This is a genomic window from Streptococcus sp. GMD3S (genome assembly GCF_000298695.2).
Taxonomy (GTDB): domain Bacteria; phylum Bacillota; class Bacilli; order Lactobacillales; family Streptococcaceae; genus Streptococcus.
Window position 1 is genome coordinate 104315 of the sequence record NZ_AJRC02000002.1, and the last position, 19596, is coordinate 123910.

Sequence of the window (19596 nt, forward strand, 5' to 3'; positions counted from 1 at the left end):
ATTTATGTAAAAAGAAATTTAAAAATAAAAGGAATAATCATGAAAAAAACATTTTTGAAAAAATTAGTTACTGCAAGCATTGCAGCTGTAACCGCCTTGTCGGTCTTTAGAGGAGTGCCAACATTTGCGGATGATAATGATGTGGCAACTGCCAAAGCAACTGGTGAAACAAGCGCAAAAGTTTCTATTAATAAGGTGTTGAATATTGCGGAAGGAATTACAACACCTGAAGCAACCTTTACTTTTACTTTCACCCCTAAAACTGGTACATCATCAAATGGTGCACCTTATGAAACGATTGATTCTTCTAATGGTCAAATTACAGATAAAAATGTATCATATTCTGGAACAGACGTTTTAGCAACTGGACAAACTAGCATAAAGAAAGAAACCGGCGATATTTTTAGAGAAGTGAACTATACACATGCTGGTGAATATGTCTATACTGTTGCTGAAAAACAAAATGTTGGTTGGAAAGTTATTCAAAAAAATGGTTCACCTATTGATTTTATGACATATGATAATCGCAACTATGAAATGCACGTTATTGTTAAGAACAAAACTACAGGAGGAACATATATTTCTTCTGTGTATTTTAAACAAGTATCCCCAAGTGTGAATGGTAAAGTAAAACCATCTGAAAGTGGAACTACTTACAAATATGATCTTTTCACTAACATCTATCGTAAAAATGCTGGTAAAATTACAGATCCAAATGAACCAAACCCTAATAAACCAAATGTTTCAAAAGTTGACCCAAATGCTAAATCTTTAGTAATTAAAAAAGTTGTATCAGGTGCTACTGCAGATAAATCAAAAGATTTTACTTTCAAGCTTACTTTCACAAAAGCATCTACAGAAACTTCACAATCAATCACTGGTAAAATCGGTGAAACCTCAAAAACATTTGTCTATGGTCAAGAAACGACTATAACACTACGTCACGATCAATCTTTGGTGTTTGACACAATTCCTGCTGGTACTCGTTATAAATTGGTTGAAACTGGATCTCAAGGTTACACAGCTTCAGCTGCATATAAGGAGAACGGAGCATCAAAAAATCAAGCTGGTACAGTTTCTACAAATTTCACTCAAGATAGTATCCTTATTGGTGAAAAACCAAACGATAACACTATCACAAATAGCTTACCAGACGTTACCCCTACTGGTCTCTTGATTGATAACCTTCCTTTCATCTTGATGATTGGTCTTGGTTTGGCTGGATTTGTTGTTTTGTCTAAAAAACGCAGACAAGCTTAAGCAAGTGGTTTGACCGATGAAAATCAAGCGTGAGAAACCAAAAAGGAGTTTGTCTAGGCGTCTGGTCCTTGCTGTAGATGCATTGATGAATCATATCCTGCTCCTCTTGGCAGCCTTAGTCTTTCTCTTTGGTTTCTACGCCCTTTGGGATGCCAATCAGGTTTATTCTCAGGCTTCATCAAGTGAGTATGAGGCTTATAGACCTGTTAGTACCAGTGAGAAGGATGAGCTTGCTAGTTTTTCTGGCTTTCACAAGCTACAGCAAGTCAATCCAGAGGTTCTCGGCTGGATCAATGTCTATGGCACCAATATCGACTACCCCTTAGTCCAAGCCAAAGACAATGAAAAGTACCTGAACAAAGATTCCAAGGGAGAATTTGCAGCTACAGGAGCTATTTTCCTTGAGGCTCGAAATGAATCCAAGTTCGAAGACTTTAATACCATCATCTACGGACACCATGTAGAAAATGGGGTTATGTTTGGAGATGTAGCAAAGTTTTCTGATAAGGAATTTTTTGATCAGCATCGCTACGGTAGTATTTACTATAATGGCGTAGAAAAAGGTCTTGAGATCTTTGAGATGCTTGAGGTGGACGCCTATGACTTTAACATCTACGATCCAGGTATTAATGGAGATGATCGGCGCCAAGAATATATCGATCACTTACTCTCGGTTGCCATCCACAAGCGGGATATTACACTGGGGCCAAATGACCATATCATCCTTCTCAGTACCTGTTTCCTAGACGTAACAAATGGGAGACATATCGTAGTTGCCAAGATTACGGATACAGTTCCAAAGAACACCTTCCATACGAAAAAATCAAAACCATTTCCTTACAGTGTCTTTGATGATTCGTCGCTCGGACGATTTCTCTCATCGATTCCTTTGTGGATATGGTACATCATCTTATTTATCTTGCTCTTGCTATTGATCTTCTTGCTCATCATCCTCTATTTGATCTTGCGTCGTAGAAGAGAAGCAAAGGAAGAAGGAGCAGATACCATTACTGACTAAACTACCAATAAAAGAGAAAGGGACAGCCTCTCTTGCTCTTTTATTTTCAAGGCTAGAAAGGAGAAAGAAGGAAATATGAAAACAAGTACAAGTCACAAAACCATAAAGGTCATTCTATCCCTCTTTCTAGCTTTTTTCTGTCTTTATGCAGCTGATAGAGTTCTTGCGAGTGACTACGATCATTATAATCCCATTGAAAAGGATGCCAGCAGTACGGGCTTTGAAACCTTGCAGCACCTGAACAAGGAAGTCTGTGGTTGGATTAGCCTCGATGGGACCAAGGTAGACTATCCCCTCTTGCAGAGTCAGGACAATGTCAAATACCTTGATCGCAATGCTTTTGGCGATTATACTGTGTCAGGCTCTATATTCCTAGACTATCGTTTTAACCCCAACTTTACCGACTTTAACACCATCATTTATGGTCACTCCATGGCTTCTGGAGCTATGTTTGGGGAGATTCAAAAATTTGCGGATCAAGATTTTTTTGAAAAGCATCGCTATGGTTCTATCTACTACAATGGTCGTGAACGTGGTCTGGAGATATTTGGGATTTTAGAAGTGGATGCCTATGACACGGAGATTTACCGGACTTTGAGTTCCAACGATGAGGAACACCAGGCTTACTATCAATATCTGCTAAGTAAATCCAAGTACAAGCGAGATGTTTCCTTGACCTCAACGGACAAGATTGTTTTGTTAAGCACCTGTTTCCTTAACATTACCAACGGACGGCATATCCTCTTAGCTAAAATAACGGATGCACCACTAAAAGCATCCCAGGATAAAAGTGGGGAAGCAGTAGGAACACGCTATTTTGACCAAGGGCTACCAACGCATTGGATTTATATCCTTGCCTTTCTTCTCTTGATTATTGTTATTTTACTCCTTGTCGTTATCATCCTAATCATAAGACGAGATAGAAAGACAAAAGAACAAAAGAAATAGTAGACGTCGGAAGCGTTTACTATTTTTTTCTTTCATGATAGAATAGATAGTGAAAATAATATCATAAGGATGATAACATGAAAAAAGCAATATTGATGATGACCTTTGGATCTCCAGAGGAGATTAGTTTTGAAGGAGTAGCAGAATTCTTTACAAACATTCGTCGTGGAGTTAGACCCCAAGACCACGAGATCCAGACTCTCTATGACAACTACGTCCTTATCGGTGGGACACCTTTGCAGCGGATTACACGTGATGAGGTCAATTTAGTCAAGGAACGATTAGGGGAGGAGTATGGTATCTACTTTGCCAACAAATTTTCTCGTCCCTTTATTCCAGACGTGATCAGGCAGATGGAAGCTGATGGTGTTGAAGAATGTATCTGCTTGATTTTGGAACCTCATTATTCTTTTTACTCAGTCATGGGGTATGAAAAGTTTCTGGAAAGCCAGCAGATCCGATTTTTAGTAATTAAGGACTGGTATCAACAACAGCCTTTGCTGGACTTCTGGACAGATGAGATTAGCAAAATTTTACGGAACCATGTGGGAGAAGAATCTTTCAAGGTAATCTTTTCGGCACACAGTGTTCCCATTTTTGCCTTGGATTATGGAGATCCTTATATCGACCAGATTTTCGATAATAGCAAGCTCATTGCTGAACAACTCGGCCTAACAGCCGACCAGTATACCAATACTTGGCAGAGCGAAAGTGATATTGGAATCCCTTGGATCAAGCCAGATGTCTTAGAATATTTACGAGAACAAAAGCAACATCCAGAGCATTATATTTTTGTCCCGATTAGTTTTATCAGTGAGCACATTGAAGTCTTGTTCGATAATGATGTGGAATGTTATGAGTTGTGTCAAGAATTAGATGTCACCTACCATCGCCCACCTATGCCCAATACGGATAGCCGTTTAATTGACGCTTTAGTTGCTACTGTAAGAGCCAATGAAGACAAAGAATTTAAAGCTTTTCTCCCAGAAGAAGAAACCTTTGATGAGTTAGCGCCTTCAGCAACTACCAAGGACATTATGGAGGAGACAGACGACCTTCAGATGCCAGAATTTGTCAAAAAGCTCATTGAGAAAAAAGGCCGTGAAAATGTGAAGATGCCTTACTTAATTAAGAAAATGCTCGAAAAAGCTGGGAAGTTACCAAAAGAGTAAAGAAAAAAGGATTTAGCTTTAAGCTAAATCCTTTATCTGTTTTATTTTTTCTCAAGAAGAGCTTTGATTTCTTGAAGAACTTCAAGTTCAGTTGGAGCAGCAGGTGCTTCCTCAACCACTTCCTCTTTCTTACGAAGGTTTTGCGCTTTTTCCATAGCTTTAATAACGAAGAAAAGCACAGTACCTACAACGAGAAAGTTGATAATAGCACTCAAGAATTTACCATATGTAACACCATTCCATGCAAGCTCAGCGATGTTTTGTACTTTCGCAGCTTCCAAAGCTGGGTTCAATAGAAGTGGAGTGATGATGTCATTAACAAATGAAGTAACGATAGCACCAAATGCAGAGGCAATGATGACACCGACAGCGAGGTCAACGACATTACCACGAAGCAAGAATTCTTTAAGATCCTTTAACATTTTCATAAATTCCTTTCCTAATTTTCTAATTTATTATATCCTAAATTGTGACAAAAAGCAACTTGAACGCTCAAAGTGGTCAGTTGTTCCCTTTAAAAATATAGATTTTACTGAAAACATAGTTTAAAATGATGATCAAAATTTGTGCTAGGATAGTTTCAATCGTATTAACCCTATCTATATTAAATTCGACAAACTGGCCAATAATATCAGGAAAGGTTGTAACAAAGATATAAGTTAAAAGGATGTCGAGACCAAGTGTTGAGAGACGAGCTAAGACAAATTTAGCCAGGCGGGTTGGCCAATTCCTTCTCTCTTGTTTAAAGACGATTGTATCATTTGTGAGAAAGGCAAAGAGAATCCCGATAATATTAGCGAGGGCAGTTGCTAGGATTTCCTGGTGGCTGATATGGTAAATAACCAAACGTGATACAATAGAAACCAGAGTAGTAGCACCACCAAAAAATAGGTAGGAGAGGATTTCGTTATCAAAGAAAGCTTTTATTAGTTTTTTCATGATTTTAGTATAGCATAAAACTGGCTAATGTGCTATACTAGTAAGGTTGATAACCTCAACCCTTGGTGCTTAGCTTCTTTCACCAAGCATATTTTACGCGGGAAACCGCTAAAGGAGAAAGCATGAAAAAATTAACTGTTCGCGACATGGCAGACATCGCTATCGTTGCTGCGATCTATGTAGTTTTGACTATTACGCCACCAATCAATGTTCTTAGTTTTGGGGCGTATCAGTTCCGTATTTCAGAAATGCTGAATTTCTTGGCCTTTTACAACCCTAAATACATTTTCGGTGTGACAATTGGATGTATGATTGCTAATTTATTTAGTAGTTTTGGCCTAATAGATGTCTTTGTTGGTGGGGGTTCTACCCTAGTTTTCCTTAGTCTAGGGGTATGGCTCTTTGCAAAATACAGCAAAGATTACCTCTTTAACGGATTGATTCGAAAAGATCATTTCTTCTTTTCAATCCTCTTCTCCATTTCAATGATTACCATTGCAGCTGAACTTCATATCTTGACAGAAGCTCCCTTCTTGTTCACATGGTTCTCTACTGGAATTGGTGAGTTTGCATCACTTATCGTAGGAGCGATTTTGATTGGTAAACTGGGACAGCGAATCGATCTAACAAAATAAGAAGTTTATAAGCTAGATTCTTGCTAAATCTAGCTTTTTTCATTTCAGAAATTTAAAAGAGAGCGCTTGACAAGAACATAGAACTATAGTATACTTTTTAGGTAAGCTGATTTAGCTCAGTTGGCAGAGCGCATCCATGGTAAGGATGAGGTCGCCGGTTCAATCCCGGCAATTAGCATGATAGAAACAAAGTGACCTTGGGAGACCAAGGTTTTTCTTATCTACCTGTATAAATGAAGCAAAGAGTTTTGGTTGTTGACAAAAGTGACTCTATCTAGTAGAATAGTAGATGCGATGAGTCGATAGGTAGTCTTCGGACTACTATTGAGCATAAGGAGGTCATAACGCAGGAGCGGACCTTGATGAGTTGTGTGAACCTGCTCATCACATGAAGATGCCTCTTAGTCCCTAGTCAATGGCTAGGGATTTTTAGTTTTCAGAAAATATAGTCTAAAAATACTTTTCAATTTCTGTAAAAAGTAGTATAATACATCTATTATAGAAATTTTTAGAAAATTCCGAAAGAGGTTATTTATGGGATATACAGTTGCTGTAGTCGGCGCGACAGGTGCTGTCGGAGCTCAGATGATAAAAATGTTGGAAGAATCAACACTTCCAATCGATAAAATTCGTTACCTTGCTTCTGCACGTTCAGCAGGCAAAACTTTGAAATTTAAAGACAAAGATATTACGATTGAAGAAACGACTGAGACAGCTTTTGAGGGTATTGATATTGCACTCTTCTCAGCAGGTGGTTCGACATCAGCTAAGTATGCACCATACGCAGTTCAAGCTGGAGCGGTAGTAGTAGATAACACATCTTATTTCCGTCAAAATCCAGATGTTCCTTTGGTTGTTCCAGAGGTCAATGCTCATGCACTTGATGCCCACAACGGAATCATTGCCTGCCCTAACTGTTCAACAATCCAAATGATGGTGGCTCTTGAGCCTGTTCGTCAAAAATGGGGCTTGGACCGTATCATCGTTTCAACTTACCAAGCAGTCTCTGGTGCTGGTATGGGAGCGATTCTTGAAACACAACGTGAACTTCGTGAAGTCTTGAACGATGGTGTGAATCCTCGTGATTTGCATGCAGAAATCTTGCCTTCAGGTGGTGATAAGAAACACTATCCTATCGCCTTTAACGCTCTTCCACAAATCGATGTCTTTACTGACAATGATTACACTTACGAAGAGATGAAGATGACTAAGGAAACAAAGAAAATCATGGAAGATGACAGCATCGCAGTGTCTGCAACATGTGTGCGTATTCCCGTCTTGTCAGCTCACTCTGAGTCTGTTTATATCGAAACAAAAGAAGTGGCTCCAATTGAAGAAGTAAAAGCAGCCATCACAGCCTTTCCAGGTGCTGTTCTTGAGGATGACGTAGCACATCAAATCTATCCGCAAGCCATCAACGCTGTTGGTTCACGTGATACCTTCGTAGGTCGTATCCGTAAAGACTTGGATGCTGAAAAAGGAATCCATATGTGGGTTGTTTCAGATAACCTTCTCAAAGGTGCTGCTTGGAACTCAGTTCAGATTGCAGAAACGCTTCACGAACGTGGATTGGTTCGTCCAACAGCTGAGTTGAAATTTGAATTAAAATAGTCATATCGTTTAGGAGTTCAGATGAACTCCTTCTTTGAAATAGAGAGGTGTTTCTCATGTCTTATCAAGATTTAAAAGAGTGTAAAATCATCACAGCCTTTATTACCCCTTTTCATGAGGATGGTTCCATCAACTTTGATGCCATTCCAGCCTTGATTGAGCATTTATTGGCCCATCACACAGACGGCATTCTTCTAGCTGGAACGACTGCTGAGAGTCCGACCTTGACCCACGATGAGGAGTTGGAACTCTTTGCGGCTGTACAAAAGATTGTTAATGGACGTGTTCCTTTGATTGCGGGTGTAGGTACCAATGATACGCGTGACTCGATCGAGTTTGTCAAAGAAGTAGCAGACTTTGGTGGTTTTGCTGCTGGGCTTGCGATTGTACCATACTACAACAAACCTTCTCAAGAAGGCATGTACCAGCACTTTAAAGCTATTGCAGATGCATCAGATTTACCTATTATCATTTATAACATTCCAGGGCGTGTGGTTGTCGAATTGACTCCAGAAACCATGCTTCGCTTGGCTGACCATCCTAATATCATCGGTGTTAAAGAATGTACCAGCTTGGCAAATATGGCTTACTTGATTGAGCACAAGCCAAAAGAGTTCTTGGTCTATACTGGTGAGGATGGAGATGCTTTCCATGCCATGAACCTTGGTGCGGATGGGGTTATTTCTGTTGCCTCCCATACAAATGGAGATGAAATGTACGAAATGTTTACTGCCATTGCAGAGAGCGATATGAAGAAAGCCGCAGCTATTCAGCGTCAGTTCATTCCTAAGGTCAACGCCCTCTTCTCTTATCCAAGTCCTGCTCCAGTTAAGGCAGTCCTTAACTATATGGGATTTGAAGCTGGACCAACTCGTCTGCCTCTAGTTCCAGCACCAGAAGAAGATGCCAAACGCATTATCAAGGTTGTTGTAGATGGTGACTACGAAGCAACTAAGGCAACCGTAACAGGTGTCCTTAGACCAGATTACTAATAAAGACAATAAAATCCATGACCAAATGAACGATCATGGATTTTTTTTATTTTCCTAAACAGAATTGGCTAAAGAGTTGGGTGATGAGTTCATCAGGTGCGGCATCTCCAGTGATTTCTCCGAGAATTTCCCAAGTACGAGTCAAGTCAACTTGAAGCAAATCAACTGGCATACCCAGTTCAAGACCTTCATTAACTGCTTGCAAGCTTTCAACAGCCTTCTCAATCAAGGAAATATGACGGGCGTTAGATAGATAAGTAGCATCTTGCTCAACCAAACCAGCATTTTCAAAGAAGAGGTCGTTAATACGCTCTTCGATTTTATCAATGTTTTGATTTTTAAGAACTGAAATACGGATGAGATCTTCAGGGAGTTCTGAAGTTTCAATCGCTTCAGGAAGATCCGTTTTATTAAGTAGAATAATGCGGTTGGTATCTTGACTGATGTCTAAAAGTTGTCTGTCTTGTGCTGTTAGTGGTTCGCTGGCATTTAGTACTAGTAGTACCAAGTCAGCTTCCTTGAGGGCTTTTTTCGAACGTTCAACACCGATTTGTTCCACGATATCATCTGTTTCACGAATACCTGCAGTATCAATCAATTTGAGAGGAACCCCGTTAATGTTGACGTATTCTTCGATAACATCTCGTGTCGTACCAGCGATGTCTGTTACGATGGCCTTATCTTCACGCAGGAGATTGTTGAGAAGACTGGATTTCCCAACGTTGGGACGGCCGATAATGGCAGTTGAAATTCCCTCACGAAGGATTTTACCACGACGAGCTGTTCTAAGGAGATTGGTTAGCAATTGCTCAAACTCCATAGTCTTCTCGCGGACAACAGCAGTAGTAGCTTCCTCAACATCATCATACTCAGGATAGTCAATATTGACCTCAACTTGGGCAAGTGTATTGAGGATTTCTTGGCGAGTATTATTAATGAGGTCAGAAAGAGAACCGTCCAATTGTTTGACTGCAATATTCATGGCCTTGTCTGTCTTGGCACGGATGATGTCCATCACTGCCTCGGCCTGTGTCAAGTCCACACGACCGTTTAGAAAGGCGCGTTTGGTAAATTCACCAGGTTCTGCCAACCGAGCTCCTTCACGGATAGCTAGTTGGAGAATCTCATTGGTCACCGCAATCCCACCGTGAGTGTTAATCTCGATAATATCCTCACGAGTGAAGGTCTTTGGAGACTTCATAGCTCCAACCATAACTTCGTCCATGACCTTCCCTGTCTGCGGGTCAATAATGTGACCGTAGTTGAGGGTATGGCTTGCAACCTTGCTCAAGTCTTTTCCTTTAAAAATCTTTTGCGCAATGGCAAAGCTATCTGTTCCGCTCAGGCGGACAATACCAATGGCTCCTTCACCTAGTGGAGTAGAGATAGCAGCGATGGTATCAAATTCACGTGTAATCATACTAATTCCTTTTGTATTTCTTTTCTTAGGATAGGTATCCAAGCATCTCTTCAAATTGTAACAAAATTAGACTATTTCTTCAATGGATGCTACTTGGAGATTGAAAAAGCCTAAGCAATTCTGCTTAAGCTGGATTATTTGGTGCGCATTTCCCCTTGAGGGAAGTAGGTTCCTTCTGGCATGTCGTTGATGATGACATGAACGGCTGATTGAGGGGCTCCAGTGTTGCGGACAACAGCTTCCGTTACTTCCTTAGCAAGAGCTTTCTTTTGCTCGAGCGTTCGACCTTCAAATAAATCGATGCGTACAAATGGCATAGTAGCTTCCTCCACTAGTTTTTGATTTCTTCTATTTTACCACATTTTGCCGTTTAAAGCTTCAGAAAATTATGATATACTAGAATGTAGCAAAAATTTAGAAATGGACGTGAAATAGAAGCATGGCACAGTTGTATTATCGTTATGGTACCATGAACTCTGGTAAGACGATTGAGATTCTCAAGGTGGCCTATAACTACGAGGAGCAAGGAAAGGGAGTTGTGATTATGACTTCGGCTCTGGATACACGTGACGGTGTTGGCTATGTGTCGAGTCGAATCGGCATGAAACGCCCAGCCATTGCGATTGAGGAAACGACAGATATCTTCGGCTATATCCGAGACTTACCTGAAAAACCTTACTGTGTGCTAGTCGATGAGGCTCAGTTTCTCAAGCGTCACCATGTTTACGACCTAGCTCGTGTTGTGGACGAGCTAGACATACCTGTCATGGCTTTTGGTTTGAAGAATGACTTTCGCAATGAATTGTTCGAAGGTTCAAAATACCTCTTGCTCTTAGCAGACAAGATTGAAGAAATCAAGACCATCTGTCAGTATTGTAAGAAAAAGGCGACCATGGTGTTGCGCACGCACGATGGTGTACCAGTCTATGATGGAGAACAAATTCAGATCGGTGGAAATGAAACCTATATCTCAGTCTGCCGTAAACATTATTTTGCCCCTGAAATCAATAAGGAGAATGAAGAAAAATGAACATCTATGATCAACTACAAGCTGTAGAAGACCGTTATGAAGAATTAGGAGAATTGCTGAGTGACCCAGATGTGGTGTCTGATACCAAGCGTTTCATGGAGCTTTCGAAAGAAGAGGCTTCTACTCGTGATACAGTAACAGCCTACCGTGAGTACAAACAAGTCCTTCAAAACATCGTTGATGCCGAAGAGATGATTAAGGAGTCAGGCGGAGATGCGGACTTGGAAGAAATGGCCAAGCAAGAATTAAAAGATGCCAAGGCTGAAAAAGAAGAATACGAAGAAAAATTGAAAATCTTGCTCCTTCCAAAGGATCCAAACGATGACAAGAACATCATCCTTGAAATTCGTGGAGCGGCTGGTGGTGACGAAGCGGCACTTTTCGCCGGAGATTTGCTAACTATGTACCAAAAGTATGCGGAAGCCCAAGGCTGGCGCTTTGAAGTCATGGAAGCTTCTATGAATGGTGTCGGTGGTTTCAAGGAAGTGGTTGCTATGGTTTCTGGTCAATCTGTATATTCTAAGCTTAAGTACGAATCAGGTGCCCACCGTGTGCAACGTGTCCCTGTGACAGAAAGCCAAGGTCGTGTCCACACTTCAACTGCGACAGTTCTTGTTATGCCTGAAGTCGAAGAAGTAGAATACGATATTGATCCAAAAGACCTTCGTGTTGATATCTACCACGCATCTGGTGCTGGTGGTCAGAACGTCAATAAGGTTGCGACTGCCGTGCGTATCGTTCACTTGCCAACCAATATCAAGGTTGAGATGCAGGAAGAACGTACCCAGCAGAAAAACCGTGAGAAGGCCATGAAAATCATCCGTGCGCGTGTTGCTGACCACTTTGCACAAATTGCCCAGGATGAACAAGACGCTGAACGTAAGTCTACTATCGGTACTGGTGACCGTTCAGAACGTATTCGTACATATAACTTCCCACAAAACCGTGTCACAGACCACCGTATTGGCTTGACTCTCCAAAAACTAGATACCATCTTGTCTGGTAAATTGGATGAAGTTGTGGATGCCTTGGTTCTTTATGACCAAACACAAAAATTAGAAGAATTAAACAAATAATGAAATTAGCTCAATTATTTTCAGATTTTGAAGAAGAGTTGGTTAGACAAGGAGAGGAAGCTGAAAGCCTCTCTTTTGTCTATCGTAGCCTAAAAAATCTCTCTTTTACGGACTTTGTCTTTGCTCTTCAGCAGGAAGTGACAAAAGAGGAAGAAAATTTTGTAGAAGAAATTTACCAGCAGTTAGCGTCCCATAAACCAGCACAGTATATCATCGGACAGGCAGATTTCTTTGGAATGCAGTTAAAAGTGGATGAGCGAGTTTTGATTCCTCGGCCAGAGACAGAAGAGTTGGTGGATCTCATCCTCACAGAAAATCCTGAGGAAAGTCTTAAGATTCTAGATATCGGGACTGGAAGTGGTGCCATAGCCCTTGCATTAGCTAAAAACAGACCAGATTGGTCAGTGACAGCAGCAGATATTTCACAAGATGCCTTAGAGCTTGCATCAGAGAATACTAGAAATCAAAATCTTAATATATTTTTTAAAAAATCTGATTGTTTTGCAGAAATTTCTGAAAAATATGATATAATTGTATCCAATCCACCCTATATCTCTCGTGAAGATGAGTCAGAGGTCGGTTTGAATGTTTTGCATTCAGAGCCTCATCTAGCTCTCTTTGCAGATGAGGATGGTCTAGCTATTTACCGCAGAATTGCGCAAGATGCAAAAGACTATCTCAAAGATGGTGGTAAGATTTACCTTGAAATTGGATACAAGCAAGGTCAAAGTGTTCCTGCGCTTTTTAGGAAATATCTTCCTGAAAAACGGGTACGAACACTCAAGGACCAATTTGGTCAAGATAGGATGGTTGTAGTTGATGATGGACAGGATTAGACAAGAGTTGGAAAAAGGCGGAGCTGTTGTTTTGCCTACAGAGACAGTTTATGGTCTCTTTGCTAAGGCCTTAGACGAGAAAGCTGTCGACCATGTTTACCAACTAAAATGTCGTCCTAGAGATAAGGCACTCAATCTTAATGTCGCTTCTCTAGAGGACATCTTGCACTTTTCAAAGAACCAGCCAACTTATCTACAAAAACTTGTAGAGACCTTTTTACCGGGTCCCTTGACCATTATCCTCGAAGCTAATGACCGAGTTCCCTATTGGGTCAACTCTGGTCTTGCAACTGTCGGATTTCGGATGCCGAGTCACCCCATTACACTTGATTTGATTCGAGAGACAGGTCCCTTGATTGGGCCGTCTGCCAATATCTCGGGTCAGGCGAGTGGAGTGACCTTTGCTCAAATTCTAGAGGATTTTGACCAAGAGGTTCTGGGTTTGGAGGATGATGCTTTTCTAACTGGACAGGATTCGACGATTCTGGATTTGTCTGGAGACAAGGTGAAAATCTTACGCCAAGGGGCGATTAAGCGAGAAGATATTCTTGCACAGTTGCCAGAGATTTCTTTTGAGGAGGAATGAGATGCTAAGAGATTTGCAAGAAACAGATGTGAATGCTATATGTGAGATTAACCAAGAGGCTTTGGGCTATTCTTTTAGTCCAGAGGACACAGCTAGTCAACTAGCTAGACTGTCTCAGGATTCTCATCATTTCCTACTTGGCTATGAGGATGAGGTCAGCCATGTCCTACTTGGATATGTCCATGCTGAAGTTTATGAATCCCTCTATTCCAAAGCAGGATTTAATATTTTAGGCTTAGCGGTTTCACCTCAAGCACAAGGGCAAGGTATCGGTAAAAGCTTACTGCAAGGGTTGGATCAAGAAGCAAAAAGACGGGGTTATGGGTTTATCCGCTTAAACTCTGCTGATCATCGTCTGGGAGCTCATGCATTTTATGAAAAAGTTGGTTATACTTGTGATAAAGTGCAGAAACGGTTTATTCGCATCTTTTAGTATATTTTCTTAAACTAAAGGACCAGTCACACTATAAAGGAGAAGACCTATGATTTTTGATAAAGACGATTTTAAAGCATACGATGCTGATCTCTGGAATGCTATTGCCAAAGAAGAAGAACGCCAACAAAACAATATCGAGTTGATTGCTTCGGAAAACGTTGTTTCCAAGGCTGTTATGGCAGCTCAAGGGTCTATCTTGACAAACAAATATGCCGAGGGTTACCCAGGACGCCGTTATTATGGTGGAACTGATGTAGTAGACGTGGTAGAAACTTTAGCTATTGAACGTGCAAAAGAAATTTTCGGTGCTAAATTCGCCAATGTCCAACCTCACTCAGGAAGCCAAGCCAACTGTGCGGCTTACATGGCCTTGATTGAGCCAGGTGATACCGTTATGGGGATGGATTTGGCAGCAGGTGGACACTTGACCCACGGAGCTCCAGTTAGCTTCTCTGGTCAAACCTACAACTTTGTTTCTTATAGTGTGGATCCTGAAACAGAACTCTTGGACTTTGATGCTATCTTGAAACAAGCCCAAGAAGTAAAACCAAAACTAATCGTAGCGGGTGCTTCAGCCTATTCTCAAATTATTGACTTCTCAAAATTCCGTGAAATCGCAGATGCTGTTGGTGCTAAGCTCATGGTCGATATGGCCCATATCGCTGGTTTGGTTGCAGCTGGTCTTCACCCAAGCCCAGTGCCATACGCTCATATCACTACAACAACGACCCACAAAACTCTTCGTGGACCGCGTGGTGGTTTGATTTTGACAAATGATGAGGACCTAGCTAAGAAAATCAACTCAGCTATTTTCCCTGGTATTCAGGGTGGTCCTTTGGAGCATGTTGTGGCGGCTAAGGCGGTTTCCTTCAAAGAAGTTTTGGACCCAGCCTTTAAGGAATATGCTGCTAATGTCATCAAAAACAGCAAGGCTATGGTTGAAGTCTTCTTGCAAGACCCTGATTTCCGTATCATCTCAGGTGGTACTGAAAATCACCTCTTCCTAGTGGATGTGACTAAGGTTGTAGAAAACGGAAAAGTTGCTCAAAACTTGCTGGATGAAGTTAATATTACCCTAAATAAAAACTCAATTCCATACGAAACCTTGTCACCATTCAAAACAAGTGGGATTCGTATCGGAGCAGCAGCCATCACTGCACGTGGATTTGGTGAAGAAGAAAGCCGTAAAGTGGCTGAACTTATCATTAAAACTCTTAAAAATGCAGAAAATGAGGCTGTCTTAGAAGAAGTGAGAAGTGAAGTCAAAGCATTAACAAATGCCTTCCCACTATACGAGGACTAATACTTTTATGGACATTTATATTAAGAAAGCTATTATCCATCAGTTCAGCCCAGACGATACTGAGTTGTTTCTAGCGGATAAGTTTCTCAATATCACTCCAAAAATCGAGGAATACCTACGCAAAAAAATCGAACGCGTGTATTCAGATGAAGCTAAGACTGGGATTTTCGAAGAAGAAAATCCCTTCTTCAATCACATCACGGACGATTTATTGGAGACATCAGTAACACTGGCTAATCTCTGGAAAGAGGAGTTTAGCATTTCTGAAAATCTCAAGACCAATGACTTGGTTTTTGTTCAGTTTTCTAAAGAAGGCGTTGAACATTTTGCTTTCTTGCGAATTGCTCTACGTGAGACCTTGACCCACCTTGGTGGAGAAGTTGATAACCCAATCAAGCTAACTCAGAATAACCTTCCTGGATTTGGAACAGGGGCTGATGAGGCTTTGGTGGTCAATCTTCAAAGTCGCAAGTACCATCTCATCGAAAAACGAATCAAGTACAATGGGACTTTCTTGAATTATTTTTCAGACAATCTCCTAGCTGTTGCACCTAAGATTTCGCCAAAAAAATCCATCAAGGAACTGGAAAAAACGGCCCAGAGAATTGCAGAGTCCTTTAGCACAGATGATTTTCAATTCCAAGCCAAGGTCAAATCAGCGATTTTCAACAATCTTGAAGAAAACAATGAGTTGTCTCCTGAGAAATTGGCTAACGACCTTTTTGATAACAATCTGACAGCTCGTTTGAGCTTTATCGACCAAGTCAAGGAAGCTGTACCAGAACCAGTCCAGTTTGATGAAATTGATGCCAGTCGCCAATTAAAGAAATTTGAAAACCAAAAACTTTCCTTGTCAAATGGAATCGAGCTCATCGTTCCCAATAACGTCTATCAAGATGCGGAATCGGTTGAGTTTATCCAAAATGATAATGGAACCTATTCTATCTTAATCAAAAATATCGAGGATATTCAAAGTAAATAATGTTTAAATTTATAAGAAGAGTGCTTGTGCTAGCAGTCTTCCTTTTCGCAGGATACAAAGCTTATCATATCCATCAGGATGTTAAACAAGTCATGACCTACCAACCCATGGTTCGAGAAATCTTGAGCGAAAGAGATACTCCAGCCAATGAAGAGTTAGTTCTCGCCATGATTTATACTGAAACGAAGGGAAAAGAGCGGGATGTCATGCAGTCTAGTGAGTCTGCTAGTGGCGCTACCAATACTATCAAAGACGATGCTTCTAGTATTCGCCAAGGGGTTCAGACTCTAACCGATAACCTCTATTTGGCACAGAGCAAAGGAGTAGATGTCTGGACCGCCGTTCAAGCCTATAATTTTGGACCTGCCTATATCGACTTTATTGCTCAGAATGGTAAGGAAAATACTTTGGCCCTAGCCAAACGTTACTCCCGAGAAACGGTCGCTCCAATTCTTGGTAATACTACAGGGAAGACCTACACCTATATTAACCCTATTTCTATCTTTCACGGTGCCGAACTCTATGAAAATGGTGGAAATTATTACTACTCGAGACAGGTTCGCTTTAATCTCTATATTATGAAATTCTTTAATTTCTTCTAAACATCTGGTTTGACCAGGTGTTTTTCACTATAAGCTTTTTTTAAGATTGTTTTATTACCCTAGAAAGGTAAAGGAGGGAATACCCCATGAGAAAGAAATTCTTTCTAACAAGTGCTGCAATATTGTGGGCCGCAACAGCTATGACGAGCGTCCACGCAGCAACTGATGTTCAAAAAGTAATCGATGAAACCTATGTACAACCTGAATATGTTCTAGGTTCTTCTCTATCTGAAGACCAGAAAAATCAAACTCTTAGCAAACTTGGCTATGACGCATCAAAAGACACCAAAGATATCAAAACTATGACACCTGATATCTATTCGAAAATTATGAATGTTGCTAATGATGCTAGCCTACAGCTCTATTCGTCAGCTAAGATTCAAAAGCTGGGGGATAAGTCGCCTCTAGAAGTCAAGATTGAAACGCCTGAAAATATCACCAAGGTGACGCAGGATATGTACCGTAACGCTGCAGTGACACTGGGAGTGGAGCATGCCAAAATCACAGTTGCAGCACCTATTCCAGTTACAGGAGAGAGCGCCCTAGCAGGGATTTACTACTCGTTAGAGGCCAATGGTGCTAAAGTACCGCAAGCCAATAAAGACTTGGCCCAAGAGGAGCTAAAAGCCTTATCCGATATCAATGCTGAAAACAAGGACAAGTCAGGCTACGATGCCAATAAACTCAATGTCGCTTTGGCAGATATCAAGGCAGGAATCGCAAAGGCAAAAGAAGCAAAAGGCAATCTGACAGAAGAAGATGTTCGCAAAATCGTTGAAGACACACTAAAAAACTACAAACTTGATCAGGTTATAACAGGAAACCAGGTCAACATCATCATCAATTTTGCCCTTAATCTCTCAAAGAGCGACATTTTGAACAATGCTGATTTCACTAAAACCCTAAATGACCTCAAGGAAAGCATTGTCTCTCAAGCTGGAGATAGTTTTAAAAATATCAACCTCAACTTTGATGCCAATAAAGCGCTAGAAGACGGGGGCAACTTCTTTAGCTCCCTTTGGCAAGCCATTGTCAACTTTTTCAAGAGTTTTGGTGCTTAGGTCATTTCATGATATAATAGATGGTAACAGAAATGTTGCCGTCTTTTTTTGTCGGCCGATAGAAAGTGAAAAATATGCTAAAGAAAAATGATATTGTAGAAGTTGAAATTGTCGATTTGACCCATGAAGGGGCTGGAGTCGCCAAGGTAGATGGTTTGGTTTTCTTTGTAGAAAATGCTCTACCAACTGAGAAAATCCTTATGCGTGTCCTCAAAATCAATAAAAAGATTGGCTTTGGGAAAGTGGAAGAATACCTTACTTACTCTCCACATCGTAACCAAGACCTTGACCTAGCTTATCTACGCTCAGGTATTGCCGATTTGGGGCATCTTGCCTATCCAGAGCAGCTTAAGTTCAAAACCAAGCAAGTCAAAGACAGTCTCTACAAGATTGCTGGTATTGCAGATGTAGAGGTCGCTGAAACGCTCGGCATGGAACATCCAATCCAGTATCGAAACAAGGCCCAGGTGCCCGTTCGTCGAGTGAATGGTGTCTTGGAAACTGGTTTTTTCCGTAAAAATTCGCATGATCTCATGCCCCTTGAAGATTTCTTTATCCAGGATCCTGTCATTGACCAAGTCATAGTAGCCCTTCGAGATTTGCTTCGTCGTTTTGATTTAAAACCTTATGACGAAAAGGAACAGTCTGGCTTGATTCGAAATCTTGTAGTGCGACGTGGGCACTATTCAGGACAAATCATGGTCATTTTAGTAACAACTCGTCCGAAAGTTTTCCGAGTGGAGCAATTGATTGAACACCTTATCAAGCAGTTCCCAGAGATCGTGTCTGTCATGCAAAATATCAACGACCAGAATACCAATGCGATTTTTGGCAAGGAGTGGAAAACTCTTTATGGTCAAGACTATATTATCGACCAGATGTTGGGAAATGACTACCAAATCGCTGGGCCAGCTTTTTATCAAGTAAATACTGAAATGGCAGAGAAACTTTATCAAACAGCTATTGATTTTGCAGGATTAAAAGCAGATGATGTGGTGATCGACGCCTACTCAGGGATTGGAACGATTGGCCTCTCTGTTGCGAAACATGTTAAGGAAGTCTATGGAGTTGAGGTCATCCCAGAAGCAGTTGAGAATAGCCAGAAGAATGCTGCATTAAACAATATCACAAATGCCCACTATGTCTGCGACACAGCTGAAAATGCCATGAGGAATTGGCTCAAGGAAGGTATCCAACCAACCGTTATCTTGGTTGACCCACCACGCAAGGGATTGACCGAGAGCTTTATCAAAGCAAGCGCTCAAACAGGAGCAGACCGTATTGCCTATATCTCCTGCAATGTTGCAACCATGGCGCGTGATATCAAACTCTACCAAGAGTTAGGATATGAACTGAAGAAAGTCCAGCCGGTTGATTTATTTCCGCAAACGCATCATGTGGAGACGGTAGTATTGATGTCAAGGATTGAAAAATAAGAGTGTGAAAACCTCTTGATTTCAGAGTGTTTGTGGAATTTGGAATTCTATTTTATGATGCCAATAATCCTGTCAAACGCCCTAAAATCAAGGGCTTGGGAACATATCCATGAGGATAGTTGAGTGGACAGAATAGATATGGGGTAGGTTGAGTTGATAAGATTACTATTCCAAGGGTGAGTTGATATGATGATTAAATAGACTAATCACCATTGATAAATTCTAATCATATGTTGATTAGACAAGTGCAGGT

At 40.9% G+C, this 19596-nt stretch carries 21 protein-coding genes, 1 tRNA gene and 1 riboswitch; of the genes, 18 read left to right on the forward strand and 4 right to left on the reverse strand.

Features of this window, described 5'->3' with window-relative positions; genetic code table 11:
- Positions 1-39 precede the first annotated feature (39 nt).
- The 4 genes from GMD3S_RS0201455 to hemH all read left to right on the forward strand — a co-directional run bounded on the left by GMD3S_RS0201455 (position 40) and on the right by hemH (position 4398).
- Positions 40-1260, forward strand: a complete 1221-nt coding sequence (locus GMD3S_RS0201455) for a DUF7601 domain-containing protein (protein ID WP_000750688.1) — start codon at positions 40-42, stop codon at positions 1258-1260.
- Between the two features lie 16 nt (positions 1261-1276).
- Positions 1277-2278: a class B sortase gene (gene srtB, locus GMD3S_RS0201460; protein ID WP_000695087.1), complete on the forward strand. Its 1002-nt coding sequence runs from the start codon at positions 1277-1279 to the stop codon at positions 2276-2278.
- A 75-nt stretch (positions 2279-2353) separates the two neighbouring features.
- Positions 2354-3226 carry a class B sortase gene (srtB, locus tag GMD3S_RS0201465; protein WP_000858433.1) on the forward strand — a complete coding sequence of 291 codons (873 nt, stop codon included), beginning with the start codon at positions 2354-2356 and terminating at the stop codon, positions 3224-3226.
- Between the two features lie 77 nt (positions 3227-3303).
- On the forward strand, positions 3304-4398 hold the full coding sequence (gene hemH / locus GMD3S_RS0201470) for a ferrochelatase (RefSeq protein ID WP_000709214.1): 1095 nt from the start codon (positions 3304-3306) through the stop codon (positions 4396-4398).
- Positions 4399-4439: 41 nt separating this feature from the next.
- Here hemH and mscL read toward each other — a convergent pair whose 3' ends face one another.
- Positions 4440-4820, reverse strand: a complete 381-nt coding sequence (mscL, locus tag GMD3S_RS0201475; protein ID WP_000910206.1) for a large conductance mechanosensitive channel protein MscL — start codon at positions 4818-4820, stop codon at positions 4440-4442.
- Between the two features lie 79 nt (positions 4821-4899).
- Positions 4900-5337 carry a GtrA family protein gene (locus GMD3S_RS0201480; protein WP_000733466.1) on the reverse strand — a complete coding sequence of 146 codons (438 nt, stop codon included), beginning with the start codon at positions 5335-5337 and terminating at the stop codon, positions 4900-4902.
- A 28-nt stretch (positions 5338-5365) separates the two neighbouring features.
- Positions 5366-5462, forward strand: a riboswitch (PreQ1 riboswitch).
- On the opposite strand from GMD3S_RS0201480, the gene GMD3S_RS0201485 reads away from it, so the two are divergent.
- The 4 genes from GMD3S_RS0201485 to dapA all read left to right on the forward strand — a co-directional run bounded on the left by GMD3S_RS0201485 (position 5460) and on the right by dapA (position 8575).
- A complete protein-coding gene (locus tag GMD3S_RS0201485) occupies positions 5460-5972 on the forward strand; it encodes a QueT transporter family protein (RefSeq protein ID WP_000737302.1) in 513 nt (170 codons plus the stop codon). It overlaps the preceding riboswitch by 3 nt.
- A 105-nt stretch (positions 5973-6077) precedes the next feature.
- Positions 6078-6150: transfer RNA gene (locus tag GMD3S_RS0201490), tRNA-Thr, on the forward strand.
- A 356-nt stretch (positions 6151-6506) separates the two neighbouring features.
- Positions 6507-7583, forward strand: a complete 1077-nt coding sequence (locus GMD3S_RS0201495) for an aspartate-semialdehyde dehydrogenase (RefSeq protein ID WP_000542483.1) — start codon at positions 6507-6509, stop codon at positions 7581-7583.
- Between the two features lie 56 nt (positions 7584-7639).
- On the forward strand, positions 7640-8575 hold the full coding sequence (dapA, locus tag GMD3S_RS0201500; RefSeq protein ID WP_000121605.1) for a 4-hydroxy-tetrahydrodipicolinate synthase: 936 nt from the start codon (positions 7640-7642) through the stop codon (positions 8573-8575).
- A 46-nt stretch (positions 8576-8621) separates the two neighbouring features.
- Here the strand turns inward: dapA and mnmE are convergent, their stop codons facing one another.
- Positions 8622-9995 (reverse strand): tRNA uridine-5-carboxymethylaminomethyl(34) synthesis GTPase MnmE, encoded by a 1374-nt coding sequence (mnmE, locus tag GMD3S_RS0201505; protein ID WP_000632733.1) that lies wholly within the window; start codon positions 9993-9995, stop codon positions 8622-8624.
- A gap of 134 nt (positions 9996-10129) precedes the next feature.
- The gene (locus GMD3S_RS0201510; protein WP_001117401.1) at positions 10130-10312 is read right to left on the reverse strand and encodes a 4-oxalocrotonate tautomerase; all 183 of its coding nucleotides are present in this window, start codon (positions 10310-10312) and stop codon (positions 10130-10132) included.
- 122 nt (positions 10313-10434) lie between these two features.
- On the opposite strand from GMD3S_RS0201510, the gene GMD3S_RS0201515 reads away from it, so the two are divergent.
- The 10 genes from GMD3S_RS0201515 to rlmD all read left to right on the forward strand — a co-directional run bounded on the left by GMD3S_RS0201515 (position 10435) and on the right by rlmD (position 19343).
- Entirely contained in the window at positions 10435-11025 is a 591-nt protein-coding gene (locus GMD3S_RS0201515) for a thymidine kinase (protein WP_000068128.1), read from the forward strand.
- On the forward strand, positions 11022-12101 hold the full coding sequence (gene prfA / locus GMD3S_RS0201520; RefSeq protein ID WP_001028815.1) for a peptide chain release factor 1: 1080 nt from the start codon (positions 11022-11024) through the stop codon (positions 12099-12101). Before GMD3S_RS0201515 ends, prfA begins: the two co-directional genes overlap by 4 nt.
- Complete coding sequence (prmC, locus tag GMD3S_RS0201525) at positions 12101-12937, forward strand: peptide chain release factor N(5)-glutamine methyltransferase (protein WP_000761887.1); 837 nt, start codon at positions 12101-12103, stop codon at positions 12935-12937. Before prfA ends, prmC begins: the two co-directional genes overlap by 1 nt.
- Positions 12921-13523, forward strand: coding sequence for an L-threonylcarbamoyladenylate synthase (locus GMD3S_RS0201530; protein WP_000969274.1), 603 nt, complete (start codon positions 12921-12923; stop codon positions 13521-13523). Before prmC ends, GMD3S_RS0201530 begins: the two co-directional genes overlap by 17 nt.
- Before the next feature lies 1 nt (position 13524).
- Positions 13525-13956 (forward strand): GNAT family N-acetyltransferase, encoded by a 432-nt coding sequence (locus GMD3S_RS0201535; protein ID WP_000942957.1) that lies wholly within the window; start codon positions 13525-13527, stop codon positions 13954-13956.
- 49 nt (positions 13957-14005) lie between these two features.
- Positions 14006-15262, forward strand: a complete 1257-nt coding sequence (gene glyA / locus GMD3S_RS0201540) for a serine hydroxymethyltransferase (protein WP_000575496.1) — start codon at positions 14006-14008, stop codon at positions 15260-15262.
- A gap of 7 nt (positions 15263-15269) precedes the next feature.
- Complete coding sequence (locus tag GMD3S_RS0201545; protein WP_000356112.1) at positions 15270-16244, forward strand: nucleoid-associated protein; 975 nt, start codon at positions 15270-15272, stop codon at positions 16242-16244.
- Complete coding sequence (locus tag GMD3S_RS0201550; RefSeq protein ID WP_004240129.1) at positions 16244-16846, forward strand: lysozyme family protein; 603 nt, start codon at positions 16244-16246, stop codon at positions 16844-16846. The genes GMD3S_RS0201545 and GMD3S_RS0201550 overlap by 1 nt, the downstream gene beginning before the upstream one ends.
- Before the next feature lie 86 nt (positions 16847-16932).
- Positions 16933-17907 (forward strand): DUF1002 domain-containing protein, encoded by a 975-nt coding sequence (locus GMD3S_RS0201555; protein WP_001227373.1) that lies wholly within the window; start codon positions 16933-16935, stop codon positions 17905-17907.
- A 74-nt stretch (positions 17908-17981) separates the two neighbouring features.
- Entirely contained in the window at positions 17982-19343 is a 1362-nt protein-coding gene (rlmD, locus tag GMD3S_RS0201560) for a 23S rRNA (uracil(1939)-C(5))-methyltransferase RlmD (protein ID WP_000914600.1), read from the forward strand.
- The last annotated feature ends 253 nt before the right edge of the window (positions 19344-19596 follow it).

Excerpts from the sequence above, each read along its gene's own strand:
- prfA (WP_001028815.1), top strand. The coding sequence starts at position 11,022 with ATGAACATCTATGATCAACTACAAGCTGTAGAAGACCGTTATGAAGAA.
- glyA (WP_000575496.1), top strand. The coding sequence starts at position 14,006 with ATGATTTTTGATAAAGACGATTTTAAAGCATACGATGCTGATCTCTGG.
- rlmD (WP_000914600.1), top strand. The coding sequence starts at position 17,982 with ATGCTAAAGAAAAATGATATTGTAGAAGTTGAAATTGTCGATTTGACC.
- GMD3S_RS0201535 (WP_000942957.1), top strand. The coding sequence starts at position 13,525 with ATGCTAAGAGATTTGCAAGAAACAGATGTGAATGCTATATGTGAGATT.
- srtB (WP_000695087.1), top strand. The coding sequence starts at position 1,277 with ATGAAAATCAAGCGTGAGAAACCAAAAAGGAGTTTGTCTAGGCGTCTG.
- mscL (WP_000910206.1), bottom strand. The coding sequence starts at position 4,820 with ATGTTAAAGGATCTTAAAGAATTCTTGCTTCGTGGTAATGTCGTTGAC.
- GMD3S_RS0201480 (WP_000733466.1), bottom strand. The coding sequence starts at position 5,337 with ATGAAAAAACTAATAAAAGCTTTCTTTGATAACGAAATCCTCTCCTAC.
- GMD3S_RS0201510 (WP_001117401.1), bottom strand. The coding sequence starts at position 10,312 with ATGCCATTTGTACGCATCGATTTATTTGAAGGTCGAACGCTCGAGCAA.
- GMD3S_RS0201555 (WP_001227373.1), top strand. The coding sequence starts at position 16,933 with ATGAGAAAGAAATTCTTTCTAACAAGTGCTGCAATATTGTGGGCCGCA.
- GMD3S_RS0201495 (WP_000542483.1), top strand. The coding sequence starts at position 6,507 with ATGGGATATACAGTTGCTGTAGTCGGCGCGACAGGTGCTGTCGGAGCT.
- hemH (WP_000709214.1), top strand. The coding sequence starts at position 3,304 with ATGAAAAAAGCAATATTGATGATGACCTTTGGATCTCCAGAGGAGATT.
- prmC (WP_000761887.1), top strand. The coding sequence starts at position 12,101 with ATGAAATTAGCTCAATTATTTTCAGATTTTGAAGAAGAGTTGGTTAGA.
- mnmE (WP_000632733.1), bottom strand. The coding sequence starts at position 9,995 with ATGATTACACGTGAATTTGATACCATCGCTGCTATCTCTACTCCACTA.
- GMD3S_RS0201545 (WP_000356112.1), top strand. The coding sequence starts at position 15,270 with ATGGACATTTATATTAAGAAAGCTATTATCCATCAGTTCAGCCCAGAC.
- GMD3S_RS0201515 (WP_000068128.1), top strand. The coding sequence starts at position 10,435 with ATGGCACAGTTGTATTATCGTTATGGTACCATGAACTCTGGTAAGACG.
- GMD3S_RS0201485 (WP_000737302.1), top strand. The coding sequence starts at position 5,460 with ATGAAAAAATTAACTGTTCGCGACATGGCAGACATCGCTATCGTTGCT.
- srtB (WP_000858433.1), top strand. The coding sequence starts at position 2,354 with ATGAAAACAAGTACAAGTCACAAAACCATAAAGGTCATTCTATCCCTC.
- dapA (WP_000121605.1), top strand. The coding sequence starts at position 7,640 with ATGTCTTATCAAGATTTAAAAGAGTGTAAAATCATCACAGCCTTTATT.
- GMD3S_RS0201530 (WP_000969274.1), top strand. The coding sequence starts at position 12,921 with ATGATGGACAGGATTAGACAAGAGTTGGAAAAAGGCGGAGCTGTTGTT.
- GMD3S_RS0201455 (WP_000750688.1), top strand. The coding sequence starts at position 40 with ATGAAAAAAACATTTTTGAAAAAATTAGTTACTGCAAGCATTGCAGCT.
- GMD3S_RS0201550 (WP_004240129.1), top strand. The coding sequence starts at position 16,244 with ATGTTTAAATTTATAAGAAGAGTGCTTGTGCTAGCAGTCTTCCTTTTC.